A 12,649-nucleotide genomic window follows, 5' to 3' on the forward strand; every position below is an offset into this window, starting at 1 on the left:
GTGTCACTCGACACCCCGACCCGCACCACCAGCCACGAACGCGTCACGACGAGCGTCGACTCCCCCGAGCGCGCCCGCGCCGGGGGCACGCGGGCCGCCTGGCTGCCGGTCGGGGCGGCGATGTTCACCGTCGCGTGGGGTGGCAACCAGTTCACGCCGCTGCTCGGGCTCTACCGTGACATCGACGCGCTCTCGACGGGCGCCGTCGACCTGCTGCTCGGTGCGTACGTCCTCGGCATCATGCCCGCGCTGCTGCTCGGCGGGCCCGCCTCGGACCGCTGGGGCCGTCGCCCGCTCATGCTGCCCGCGCCGATCCTCGCGATCATCGCGTCGGTGCTGCTCGCCGTCGGCTCCGGCTCGCCGGCCGTGCTCTTCGTCGGCCGCATCTTCTCCGGCCTGGCGCTCGGGCTCGCCATGGTTGTCGGCGGCTCCTGGATCAAAGAACTGTCGAGCCCCCCGTTCGACGCCGAGGCCGACGCCGCCGCGGGCGCGCGTCGCGCCTCCATCAGCCTGACGGCCGGATTCGCGCTCGGCGCCGCCACCGCAGCGGCGCTTGCCCAGTTCGCGCCGCTGCCCGCGGAGCTGTGCTACCTCGTCCACCTCGTCATCACGGCGGCGAGCTTCGTGCTCCTGACGCGCGCCCCCGAGACGCATGCCGCCCAAGAGATGCCGGGACGCTTCCTCGACGATCTGCGCGTGCCCGCTGCGGGTCACCGTCGCTTCCTGTTCGTCGTCCTGCCGATGGCGCCGTGGGTGTTCGGCTGCGCCGGGTGCGCCTATGCCGTGCTGCCCGCCGTCATGGGTGATCGCACCGGCTCGTTCGGCATCGCCTTCTCGGGCCTGCTGTGCCTCGTCGCGCTCGGCTGCGGGCTGTTCATCCAGCAGGTCGGCAAGCGCTTCGACGACGTCAGCTCCGCGCGCGCCATCATCATCGCCCTGACGATGACGCTGCCCGGCCTCGGCATCGCCGCACTTGCAGCGCACCTCGTCAGCCCGTGGCTCGCGCTCGTCGCGGCCGCCGTCCTCGGTCTCGCCTACGGCATGCTGCTCGTCTCCGGTCTGCAGGAGGTGCAGCGCATCGCCGGTCCCGAGGACCTCGCGGGACTGACGGCTGTCTACTATTCGATCACCTACCTCGGCTTCTTCGTGCCCGCCGCGCTCGCCGTCGTCAGCCACTGGCTGAGCTACCCCGTGATGTTCGTCGGTGGCGTCGTGCTCGCCGCGCTGAGCCTCGGCGTCGTCCTGATGTTCTCGCGCAAGCACCTTCCGTCGGCTCTGGCGCACTGACCCGTCGCCACTAGGCTGGGCGATCGTGTACGAACTGCCTGCCTCCGTGCGCCTGGCCCTGTGGGCCACGCACGCCATCGCCGCCGATTGCCCGCTCAGCGAGGCGATCGGCGCCGCGCTGCCCGACGTCGACGCCGTCGAGGGTGGCCTGCCGCGCCTCGAACTGTGGCGTGACCTCGGCGAACGCATCGTCTGCGTCGACCTGCCCCGCCCGGGCGTCCACGGCGGGTTGCTGCCGCCCGGCGGACCCGCGACGCAGGCTGCGATCGAAGCCGGAGAATGCCTGTTCGTGCCGTCGCTCGGCGGGGTACTCGTGCCGCGGCTGGAGTATTACGGGCCGGCCGGCGACGAGGGCCTCAAGCTCACGCTCGAACCGCACGACAGCGACCCGGTTCCGATCCACCGCCTCGAGGCACTCGCCCTGGCCGACATCGACCGACGCTTCCGCGAGGCGTTGCTGGCGCACGTCGGGGTGCTCGAATCCCTGCACATCGCACCGTTCCTCGGCTCCTCGGCCCGCGAGCGCGTCGACGAACGCCTCGACGGCGCGCGCTGGGCGTTGCCACCGGGTCTGCACCCGCGGGCGATGCGCATCATCACGACGGCCGGCCTCGTCGTCGCCGCCCTCGACGAGGCACTGACGACGAGCGGCGGCCTCGACGCGGGTAGCGTCGCAACGCGCGAGCGCACGCTGCGCTCCCTGCTCGACGAGGCCGAACTCGCTCTCGCACAGGCCGCGACGGCGGCTGCCGTCGGCCTCGCACACGACGCTGCCCGCCCTCGATGAGGACGGGCAGCGTTGATCGCGCGTTGCGGTGTGCTCAGAGCGGAGTGTCTCCGGCAATGACGTATCAGGCCGTACGGGAGCCTTCGAGCACCGTCGCGTAGACCTGCTGGGTGCGCTCGGCGATCGCGTCCCACCCGAAGTGCTCGACGGCGCGCTGACGCCCGGCTCGACCCCGTCGGCGGGCCTCTTCGACGTCGGAGGTCGCCTCGGTGAGGGCGCGGGCCAGATCGGCGACGAACGTATCGGGGTCGACGGGCGTACCCGTTCCGTCATTCACCTGCTCGATCGGCACGAGCCAGCCCGTCTCGCCGTCGACGACGACCTCGGGGATGCCGCCCGTCGCGGTCGCGACGACGGCCGCTTCGCACGCCATCGCCTCGAGGTTCACGATGCCGAGGGGTTCGTACACCGACGGGCAGACGAACGTCGTGGCCTGCGACAGCAACGCGACGACCTCCTCGCGCGGCAGCATGTCGGGAATCCACACGACGCCGTCGCGCTCGGCGCGCAGCTGGTCGATGAGGCCCTCGACCTCGGCGAGGATCTCAGGGGTGTCGGGCGCGCCCGCGCAGAACACGAGCTGCACGTTCGCAGGCACCTGACGCATCGCACGCAGCAGGAACGGCACCCCCTTCTGACGTGTGATGCGCCCGACGAACACGATGCTGGGGCGCTCGGGGTCGACCCCATGACGGCGCGCGATCTCGAGGGCGGCGTCGCTGTGGTCGGGCGCCCAGGCCTGTGCGTCGATGCCGTTGTGGACGACATGGACCTTCGCCGGGTCGAGCTGCGGGTAGCTCGCGAGGACGTCCCTGCGCATGCCCTCGGAGACGGCGATGACGGCGGCCGCGCCCTCGTAGGCGGTGCGTTCGATGAAGGAGGAGATCGCGTAGCCGCCGCCGAGCTGTTCGGCCTTCCATGGCCGCATCGGCTCGAGGCTGTGCGCGCTCACGACGTGCGGGATGCCGTGGAGCATCGAGGCGAGGTGGCCGGCGAAGTTGGCGTACCAGGTGTGCGAGTGCACGACGTCAGCGCCGGCGACGGCGGGCACCATCGTCAGGTCGACGCCGAGGGTCTTGAGGGCGCCGTTCGCGTCGGCGAGTTCGGGAAGGTCGGGAAAGCCCTGCGTGCCCGGCTCGTCGATCGGTTCGCCGAATGCGCGGACCTGGGTGTCGATTCCGCTGCTGCGCAGCGCCTTGACGAGCTCGGCCACGTGCACGCCGGCCCCGCCGTAGATGTTGGGCGGATATTCCTTGGTCAGGATGTCGACTCTCACCCCATGAACGTTATCCGCGCCGGGGGGTGTGAGGGAAGCCACGTCGGGGCATATTGTCGTCACATGCCAAACCGTGGAGGCCCCAAGATTCTCGCCATCGTCCTCGCCGGCGGCGAGGGCAAACGTCTCATGCCGCTGACGGCGGACCGGGCCAAGCCCGCCGTGCCGTTCGGTGGCATCTACCGCCTCATCGACTTCGCGCTGAGCAACCTCGTCAACTCCAACTACCTGCACATCGTCGTGCTGACGCAGTACAAGTCGCACAGCCTCGATCGTCACGTCACCACGACGTGGCGCATGAGCTCCCTGCTCGGCAACTACGTGACGCCGGTGCCCGCGCAGCAGCGTGTCGGCAAGAACTGGTACCTCGGTTCGGCCGACGCGATCTTCCAGAGCCTCAACCTCGTCCACGACGAGAAGCCCGACTACGTCGTCGTCGTCGGTGCCGACCACGTCTACCGCATGGACTTCGCGGACATGGTTGATGCGCACATCGCCTCGGGTGCGAAGGCGAGCGTCGCCGCGATCCGTCAGCCGATCTCGCTCGCCGACCAGTTCGGCGTCATCGACGTCGACCCGCAGAACCCGGCGCGCATCCGCGCCTTCCTCGAAAAGCCCACCGACCCGCAGGGGCTGCCGGACAGCCCCGACGAGGTGCTCGCCTCGATGGGCAACTACGTCTTCTCCACCGACGCGCTCATCGAGGCGGTCACACGTGATGCCGACCTCGAGGACAGCAAGCATGACATGGGCGGCGACATCATCCCCGCCTTCGTCGAGCGGGGCGAGGCGTTCGTCTACGACTTCAAGGACAACGAGATCCCCGGCGCGGAGGATCGCGACCGCGGGTACTGGCGCGACGTCGGCACGATCGACTCCTACTTCGACGCCCACATGGACCTCGTCTCGATTCACCCGATCTTCAACCTCTACAACGACCGCTGGCCGATTCACACGACGTCCGGCATGAGCCTGCCGCCCGCGAAGTTCGTCCATGGCAGCCACGGGCGCACCGGCACCGCCGTCGACTCGATCGTCTCCCCCGGCTGCATCATCTCCGGCGCGACGGTCAGCCACTCGGTGCTCTCGCCCATCGTCGTCGTGCGCTCGTTCAGCGACATCGACTCCTCGATCCTGCTCGACGGCGTCAAGGTCGGACGCTCGTGCATCGTGCGCCGCGCCATCATCGACAAGGACGTGACGCTGCCCGAGGGCACCCACGTCGGCATCGACCACGACGCCGACCGCGCCCGCGGCTTCACCGTCACCGACTCCGGCATCGTCGTCGTCGGCAAGGGCACCGTCGTGACCCCCTGATCGAGCTACGCCCCTGGGGGTGAGGCCGATTCGCGCTCGGGCGCGGGTCGGCCTCACGTCGTGAACACCGGATGCGAACGCGGCGCCTTCACGCTATGAATGAGGGGTGAACAACGACGCGCGCCGCACCGACCTGTTGGGCCTGACGTTCCAGGGCACCGACTCCCCCGGGCTGTTCCACGAGCTCACCGACGCGATGACGAAGTTCGGCGTCGAGATCGTCGACGTCGGCCAGGCCGTCCTCGGCGGTGGCATCACGCTGTCGTTCCTCGTCAGCGCAGCCGAACCCGACGAACTCGTCCTCGAGATGAAGCGCCTCGCCCGCCTGCGCTCGCTCGCCCTGACGCTCGCCGAGGGCATGAGCGACGACGTCGTGCGCCTGCCCGGACGCGCCGTCGTCACGCTGCTCGCACCGACGCTGCCCGCCGAGGCCCTCGCGGAGATCTCGGCCGAGGTCGTCCACCACGGCGGCAACATCGACCGCGTGCGCCGCCTCGCGCGCACGCCGGTCACCGCGATCGAGCTCGACGTCTCGGGCGTCGAGGTCATCGAGCTTCGCCGCCGGGTGCTCGAGGCCTCGCACGAGACGGGGTGTGACGCGAGCGTCGCCGAGGCCGGGCTCGCGCGCCGTGGCCGCCGACTCGTCGTCCTCGACGTCGATTCGACGCTCATCCAGGACGAGGTCATCGAACTGCTCGCCGCCCGCGCGGGCCGCGAGGCCGAGGTGGCGGAGGTGACCGAGCGCGCCATGCGCGGCGAGATCGACTTCGCCGAATCGCTGCACGAACGCGTCGAGGCCCTCGCGGGGCTACCCGCGAGCGTGCTCGACGAGGTGCGCGCCGAGATCCGCCTCACGCCCGGCGCCCGCACGCTCGTGCGCACCCTCAAGCGGCTCGGCTTCACCGTCGGCGTCGTCTCCGGCGGCTTCATCGAAGTCGTCGCGCCCCTCGCCGCCTCCCTCGGCATCGACCACGCGCGCGCCAACACCCTCGAGATCGTCGACGGCGCGCTGACCGGGCGAGTCCTCGGCGACGTCGTCGACCGCGAGGGCAAGGCACGTGCGCTCGCCGCGTTCGCCGAGGCCGAGCACCTGCCGCTGGAGCGCACCGTCGCGATCGGCGACGGCGCCAATGACCTCGACATGCTCGCCCTCGCGGGCCTCGGCATCGCCTTCAATGCCAAGCCCGTCGTGCGGGCGCAGGCGGACGCCTCTGTCAACGTCCCATACCTCGACAGTGTCCTGTTCTTCCTCGGCATCAGCCGCGACGACATCGAGGAAGCCGACGACCTCGACGCGCTCGAGACGCCCGATGGTGCGACCGTCATGCTCGACGCGACGGACGTGGACGCCGCTGCGGCGACGCAGCGTGACGTTTAACATATGGCGCATGCCTGAACGTAGCGACCCCCGACGCTCCCTGCTCATCATCGGCGGCGCCGAGGACAAGATCGGCCGTGTGACCATCCTGCGCCGCTTCGTGCGCCTCGCCGGCGGCCGCAAGTCGAACATCGTCGTCATCCCGACGGCATCGTCGATGGCGGACGAGGTCATCGAGGTGTACTCGACCGTCTTCACACGCCTCGGCTGCCCGAGCGTGGGCAGCGTCGACCCGCAGTCGCGCGTCGACTCGTCCTCAGAAGAACTCGTCGAGCGCATCGACGCCGCGAGCGGCATCTTCATCTCCGGCGGCAACCAGCTCAAGCTGAGCCAGCTCATCGTCGGCACGCCCCTCGGCAAGGCCATCCTGCGCGCCCACGAGCGCGGCGCCGTCATCGCCGGCACGAGCGCCGGCGCGTCGATCATGAGCCAGTTCATGATCTCGATGGGCGAGGAGGGCGTGACGCCCCGTCAGCGCGCGAGCCAGCTGACGCAGGGCCTCGGCCTCGTGCCGGGCGTCATCATCGACCAGCACTTCGACCAGCGCTCGCGCTACGGGCGCCTGCTCTCCCTCGTCGCCGGCTCACCGAGCCTGCTCGGCATGGGCATCGACGAGGACACCGCCGCGGAGATCACGAACGGACGGGAGATGACGATCATCGGCTCCGGCGCCGTATTCGTCGTCGACGCGCGCATGGCGCAGACGGACGCGCACGAGGCACGCCGCGACGCGCCGCTGCTCGTCACCGGTGCCGTCGTGCACTCGCTGCCCTACGGGGCGACCTTCGACCTGGAGACGGCCACGCTGACCGACTTCGTCGAACAGCACGCCGACGTCGCGGTCACCGCGGCGAAGGACCAGCACGACACCGCGACCGCTGCCGCCGCGCTGCGTCACTGATCGCGTCCACGTCGTTTCGAGGGGAAGAACAGAACATGACCGTCATCGACATCCCGCAGGCACCGGGCCCCATCGAGCCGTCGCTGCGCATCGTCAGCACGCGCGTCTACCGCGGCCCGAACGTGTGGTCCTACGACCCCGCGATCCACCTCGTCGTCGATCTCGGCGTGCTCGAGTACTACCCGACGCACGCGATCCCCGGCTTCGCGGATCGCCTCGTCGAACTCTTCCCCGGCCTGCAGCACCACTCGTGCTCGCGTGGCAAGGAGGGCGGCTTCGTCGAGCGCCTCCACGAGGGCACCTGGCTCGGCCACGTCGCCGAGCACCTCGCGCTGCAGCTGCAGCAGGAGGCCGGGCACGACGTGCGCCGCGGCAAGACGCGCGGAGTCAAGGGCGAGGAGGGGCGCTACAACGTCGTCTACGCCTACCTCGAGGAGAGCGTCGGCATTGCCGCCGGCCAGCTCGCCGTGCGCATCGTCAACCACGTCGTGCACCCCGAGGACGGCTTCGACGTCGAGGCCGCGCTCGAGACGTTCCACGCCCTCGTGCAGCGCCGCGCGTTCGGCCCGTCGACGCAGGCGATCATCGACGAGGCCGTCAGCCGCGACATCCCGTGGACGCGCCTCAACGGCGCCTCCCTCGTTCAGCTCGGCCAGGGCGTGCACGCCCAACGCATCCGCGCGACGATGACGAGCCGCACGTCGGCCCTCGCCGTCGACATTGCGTGCGACAAGAGCCTGACGCTCGACCTGCTCGGCTCGGCCGGGCTGCCGGTGCCGAAGTCGGAGGTCGTGCGCACGCGTGAGGGCGCGATCCAGGCGGCTCGCGAGATCGGCTTCCCCGTCGTCGTCAAGCCGCTCGACGGCAACCACGGCCGCGGCGTGTGCCTGGACCTCACCGACGACGAGGCCGTCAGCGAGGCCTACGACATCGCGATGGCGCAGAGCCGGCGCGGCGTGCTGCAGGTCGAGTCGTTCGTCACCGGCAAGGACTACCGCTGCCTCATCATCGACGGCAGGATGGCGGCCATCGCCGAACGCGTACCCGCGCACGTCGTCGGTGACGGCGAGCACACCGTCGACGAGCTCATCGAACTGACGAACGCCGACCCGCGGCGCGGCTACGGGCACGAGAAGGTGCTGACGAAGATCAAGGTCGACGACGCCGCCCGCGACCTCGTCGCCGACCAGGGCTACGCGATGGACGCCGTCGTGCCCGAGGGCGAGACGGTCAAGCTCGCGCTGACGGGCAACATGTCGACCGGGGGCATCTCGATCGACCGCACCATGGACGCGCATCCCGACAATGTCGAGATCGCCGAGGAGGCCGCGCGCCTCATCGGCCTCGACGTCGCGGGCATCGACTTCATCTGCCCCGACATCACCGTCCCTGTACGTGAGACCGGCGGCGCGATCTGCGAGGTCAACGCCGCGCCCGGTTTCCGCATGCACACCCACCCGACGGTCGGTGAGCCGCAGTTCATCGCCAAGCCGGTCGTCGACCTGCTGTTCCCGCCCGGCTCGCCCTCGCGCGTTCCGATCGTCGCCGTCACCGGCACGAACGGCAAGACGACAACGTCCCGGATGCTCGCGCACATCATGAAGGGCCTCGGCAAGAAGGTCGGCATGACCTCGACCGACGGCATCGTCATCGACGAACGCCTGCTCATCACGCGTGATGCTTCCGGCCCCAAGTCAGCGAAGATGGTGCTGCAGAACCCGCGCGTCGACTTCGCGGTGCTCGAGGTGGCGCGCGGCGGCATCCTGCGCGAGGGCCTCGGCTACGACCGCAACGACATCGCCGTCGTCACCAACATCCAGAGCGACCACCTCGGCATGCGCGGCATCAACTCGCTCGAAGATCTCGCGAACGTCAAGCAGGTCATCGTCGAGGCCGTCCCGCGCGACGGGTTCGCCGTCCTCAACGCCGACGACGAGTACGTGCGCCGCATGCGACGCGTGTGCCGCGGCACGATCGTGTGGTTCTCGATGGAGGCGCCCGGTAGTCGCGTGCGCCAGTTCATCGACGAGCGCTGCGTGCGTGGCGACCGCGCCGTCGTGCTCGAGCCGACGGACAAGGGCGAGATGATCGTCCTCAAGCAGGGCCGACGCTCCATGCAGCTCGCGTGGACGCACCTGCTGCCGAGCACGTTCAGCGGCGCTGCGCGCATGAACGTCGCCAACGCCCTCGCCGCGGCCGGCGCCGCGTTCGCCGCGGGTGCCCCGCTGCACGACATCCGCCAGGGGCTGCGCACGTTCACGACGAGCTACTACCTCTCCCCCGGCCGCCTCAACCGCATCGAGGTCGACCACGCCGAGGTGTTCGTCGATTACTGCCACAACCCGGCCGGTCTGCAGCTGCTCGGCGAGTTCGTCGACCGCTACGTCGCCGGCAAGAACAAGTCGACGCGCGTGCAGCGCACCGTCGTCGTCGGCGCCGCCGGAGATCGACGGGACCAGGACATCCGCGAGATGGGCGAACTGGCCGCGAAATGGTTCGACCACGTCATCATCCGTGAGGACGACAACCTGCGGCGCCGCGCGCCCGGCGTGACCGCAGCCCTCGTCGCCGAAGGTGCCCAGCAGGCGATCGACTCGGGTGAGGCACGCGCCGCGAGCGTCGAGACGGTGCTCGACGAGCTCGAGGCGACACAGGTGGCGATCGACCCAGCGCGCGCCGGCGACCTCGTCGTCATCTGCGCCGACAAGCACGCCCGTGTCATGGCCGCGCTCGAGGACCTGACGCACCTCGCGACGCCCGGCGCCCACGCCGACGAGGCCGCTCACCCCGGCGACCCCGACTTCAGCCGCGACGCCGTGTTCGAGTCGCCCGAGGACGACGTGATCGACGAACTCCTGCCCAGCAGCTGACGCCGGCACACGACGAACCCCGGCCGCGATCCTGTGTGATCGCAGCCGGGGTTCGTCGTGTGGCGGGCGCTCGTCCGTGTTCCGGTCGCCTCGGCGAGCGTGCCGTCAGGGTGACTCGAGCAGTGCCTCGAGGCTCGTCGCCATGTCGCCGAAGACACTCGGTGACGTGTCGTGCGACGCCGCTCGTTCGAGCGCGTCGATGGCGATACGGACGTCGTCGCGTGCCTCGTCGGGCACCGAATCGATGGGGGCGTCGCCGCTGCCGCGAGCGGCCCGCACCTTGCGGCGGATCTCGCGTGGGCCGTCCGTCGTCGCGCCGTGCTCGAGCAGCCACGCGTGCAGTTCGGCCTGGTGGCTGTGCGTCATGACGGCGACGACGTCACCGTCGTGGGCAACGTCGAGCAAGCCACGCAGACCGTCGAGTTCGGTCTCGTGGCTCGCCTCCGCGTGCGCGCCCACATGCGACAGCCCATCGCGCAGGTGCTTCTCGAGGTCCTCCATCGTGCGACCGCGCAGGTAGTGCTCCTTGTGCACGACGTGGACGACGTCGGCGCCGCGCCCGGCGAGTTCGCCGAGGGCGACGAGGATCTCGTCGCTGCGATCGCCGCCGGTGCCGAGGCCGAGCAGCAGCCGCGAGCCGGGCGCGACGAGGCCGCGGCCGACGTCGAGCAGGGCCTCGAGGCCACCTTCGTTGTGCGCCATGTCGATGATCACGCTCGCTTGCTGATCTGCCCCGAGCGGGAGGCTGTAGACGTTCATGCGCCCCGGGTTGAGCGTCGCGTCGGGCGCGAAGGTCTTGAGGCCCTGGACGACGGCGCTGCGCGGCAGGCCAAGCGCGAGCGCCCCCGCTGCTCCCGCGAGCGCGTTGGCGACGTTGTGGCGCGACAGCCCGGCGAGCGTCATCGGTACGTCGTCGAGGCTGACGAGCATGTCGATGCCGCCGTCCTCGATGCACGCGATGAAGCCGTCGATGACGGTGAACGCCTTGCCGCGCGCCGCGCGCACCTCGCGGATGCAGGGGGCGTTGGGGTCGAGAGTGAACGCGACGAGCTGGGCGGGGGTGCCGACGCGCATCGCCCACACGCGCGGGTCGTCGCCGTTGAGCACGCACCAGCCGGAGGGTCGCGTCACCTTCGTGATGATCGCCTTGACCTCGGCGAGCTGGTCGACGGTGTTGATGCCGCCGCTGCCGAGGTGGTCGGACGTGACGTTCGTGACGACGCTGACGTCGTTGTACGGCACGCCCATGCCGCGGTTGAGCAACCCGCCGCGCGCGGTCTCGAGCACCGCGACCTCGAGCCCCGGCGTCGCGAGGACGGCCTGTGCGCCGGCCGGGCCGGAGTAGTCGCCGTGCTCGATGTGCTCACCCATGACGAGGACGCCGTCCGTCGAGCTCCACGCCGTCGTGCGCCCGGCCGTCATCGCGATGTGCGCGACAAGGCGCGTCGTCGTCGTCTTGCCGTTCGTGCCGGTGATCGAGATGACGGGGACGCGCGGCCGCGGCAGCGTCTCGCGCGGTCCCTGCTCGGCGTCTCTCACGTCGGCGGCGGCGCGCACACAGGCGCCGTTCGCGCGCTCGGTGTCGAGCAGATCGTCGAGGGCACGCGCGATGGCGCGCCCCAGTGCACGGCCACGTTCGCGCCGGTTCCACGGGAAGGCGACGACGTACTCGCCCGGCTCCTCCCCGTGGCGCACGCGCACGCCAAGACGGCCCGTGCCGCTCAGTTGAGCGATCTGACGCGTCACGACCTCCGCGAGGCGCATGACGCACCGGTCGCGCACGGGCCCGCCTGGTTCGCCGATCTTTGGGCGGCGGGAATCGAGGGCCCGAAACGCAGCGGAGACTGTCTCCTCGGGGGCCGCGCACCACGCCCCCAGGTCGAGGGTCGTCTTGATCGCCTGGCGGGTGAAGTAGAGGTTGGGGCCATCGAGAACACGGTTGCCGAGCAACTCGACTCGCGCGTGCGCCGGTTCAGGAGTCATGGGCGAAAGCGTAGGCGTCCGGCGAGCGGGGCGCACCCACGGGACACGGGTTGGACGAGGCCGGCCCTGGTCCTACTGCCCCATCGCGTGCACCCCGCCGTCGACGTGGACGATCTCGCCGGTGGTCGCCGGGAACCAGTCGGACAGTAGCGCCGCGCAGGCGCGCGCGGCGGGCACCGGGTCGCCGACGTTCCACCCGAGCGGCGCGCGCTCGTCCCAGGTCTGCTCGAACTGCTCGAAGCCCGGGATGGACTTCGCGGCGGTCGTACGGATCGGGCCGGCAGCGACGAGGTTGCTGCGCAGCCCCTGGGGGCCGAGGTCGCGCGCGAGGTAGCGGTTGGTCGACTCGAACGCCGCCTTGGCGACGCCCATCCAGTCGTAGACGGGCCAGGCGAACTTCGCGTCGAACGTCAGCCCGACGATCGCGCCCCCCGGCGACATGAGGGGTTCGCAGGCGGCGGCGAGGGCCTTGAGCGAGTACGCGGACGCGTGCAGCGCCGTCGAGACGTCCTCCCACGTCGCGCTCATGAAGTCGAACGCGCCCTGGGGCGCGAAGCCGACCGAGTGCAGCACGCCGTCGAGTTCGCCGACGAGGGGGCGCAGACGCTCGGCGAGCGTGTCGAGGTGCTCGGTGTTCGTCACGTCGAGTTCGACGACCTCGACGGGTTGCGGCAGGCGCCGACTGATCGTCTGGGTGATCTTCATCGTGCGCCCGAAGCTCGTGAGGACGACGTGCGCGCCCTCCTCCTGCGCGATGCGCGCGACGTGGAACGCGATCGAGGAGTCCATGAGGACACCCGTGATGAGGAGCTTCTTGCCTTCGAGCAGACCCATGGCCGGCCTTTCGTGA

The 12,649-nt window shown here is 70.4% G+C and carries 9 protein-coding genes; 6 read left to right on the forward strand and 3 right to left on the reverse strand.

From position 1 onward, the window contains the following. Together J4Z35_RS01440 and J4Z35_RS01445 are read left to right on the forward strand one after the other, a co-directional pair. Entirely contained in the window at positions 1-1,287 is a 1,287-nt protein-coding gene (locus tag J4Z35_RS01440) for an MFS transporter (protein WP_208065310.1), read from the forward strand. A gap of 25 nt (positions 1,288-1,312) precedes the next feature. Beyond that, on the forward strand, positions 1,313-2,074 hold the full coding sequence (locus J4Z35_RS01445; RefSeq protein ID WP_144707765.1) for a hypothetical protein: 762 nt from the start codon (positions 1,313-1,315) through the stop codon (positions 2,072-2,074). A gap of 64 nt (positions 2,075-2,138) precedes the next feature. On the opposite strand, the gene glgA is transcribed toward J4Z35_RS01445, so the two are convergent. Beyond that, positions 2,139-3,350: a glycogen synthase gene (gene glgA / locus J4Z35_RS01450; RefSeq protein ID WP_144707766.1), complete on the reverse strand. Its 1,212-nt coding sequence runs from the start codon at positions 3,348-3,350 to the stop codon at positions 2,139-2,141. A gap of 63 nt (positions 3,351-3,413) precedes the next feature. On the opposite strand from glgA, the gene glgC reads away from it, so the two are divergent. The 4 genes from glgC (at position 3,414) to cphA (ending at position 9,816) form a co-directional block, all read left to right on the forward strand. Beyond that, positions 3,414-4,667, forward strand: coding sequence for a glucose-1-phosphate adenylyltransferase (glgC, locus tag J4Z35_RS01455; RefSeq protein ID WP_208065311.1), 1,254 nt, complete (start codon positions 3,414-3,416; stop codon positions 4,665-4,667). 106 nt (positions 4,668-4,773) lie between these two features. Then, positions 4,774-6,045, forward strand: a complete 1,272-nt coding sequence (gene serB / locus J4Z35_RS01460) for a phosphoserine phosphatase SerB (RefSeq protein WP_208065312.1) — start codon at positions 4,774-4,776, stop codon at positions 6,043-6,045. 10 nt (positions 6,046-6,055) lie between these two features. Then, positions 6,056-6,946: a cyanophycinase gene (locus J4Z35_RS01465; protein WP_115296215.1), complete on the forward strand. Its 891-nt coding sequence runs from the start codon at positions 6,056-6,058 to the stop codon at positions 6,944-6,946. Between the two features lie 35 nt (positions 6,947-6,981). Next, entirely contained in the window at positions 6,982-9,816 is a 2,835-nt protein-coding gene (gene cphA / locus J4Z35_RS01470; protein ID WP_208065313.1) for a cyanophycin synthetase, read from the forward strand. A 105-nt stretch (positions 9,817-9,921) separates the two neighbouring features. Here the strand turns inward: cphA and J4Z35_RS01475 are convergent, their stop codons facing one another. Both J4Z35_RS01475 and fabI read right to left on the reverse strand, forming a co-directional pair. Then, entirely contained in the window at positions 9,922-11,799 is a 1,878-nt protein-coding gene (locus J4Z35_RS01475; protein WP_240742492.1) for a Mur ligase family protein, read from the reverse strand. A 72-nt stretch (positions 11,800-11,871) separates the two neighbouring features. Beyond that, positions 11,872-12,633 (reverse strand): enoyl-ACP reductase FabI, encoded by a 762-nt coding sequence (gene fabI / locus J4Z35_RS01480; RefSeq protein ID WP_208065314.1) that lies wholly within the window; start codon positions 12,631-12,633, stop codon positions 11,872-11,874. Positions 12,634-12,649 lie beyond the last annotated feature (16 nt).

The sequence above is a fragment of the Dermacoccus sp. NHGro5 genome, from assembly GCF_017565385.1.
Taxonomy (GTDB): Bacteria; Actinomycetota; Actinomycetes; order Actinomycetales; family Dermatophilaceae; genus Dermacoccus; species Dermacoccus nishinomiyaensis.

Excerpts from the sequence above, each read along its gene's own strand:
- fabI (WP_208065314.1), bottom strand. The coding sequence starts at position 12,633 with ATGGGTCTGCTCGAAGGCAAGAAGCTCCTCATCACGGGTGTCCTCATG.
- J4Z35_RS01475 (WP_240742492.1), bottom strand. The coding sequence starts at position 11,799 with ATGACTCCTGAACCGGCGCACGCGCGAGTCGAGTTGCTCGGCAACCGT.
- glgC (WP_208065311.1), top strand. The coding sequence starts at position 3,414 with ATGCCAAACCGTGGAGGCCCCAAGATTCTCGCCATCGTCCTCGCCGGC.
- J4Z35_RS01465 (WP_115296215.1), top strand. The coding sequence starts at position 6,056 with ATGCCTGAACGTAGCGACCCCCGACGCTCCCTGCTCATCATCGGCGGC.
- cphA (WP_208065313.1), top strand. The coding sequence starts at position 6,982 with ATGACCGTCATCGACATCCCGCAGGCACCGGGCCCCATCGAGCCGTCG.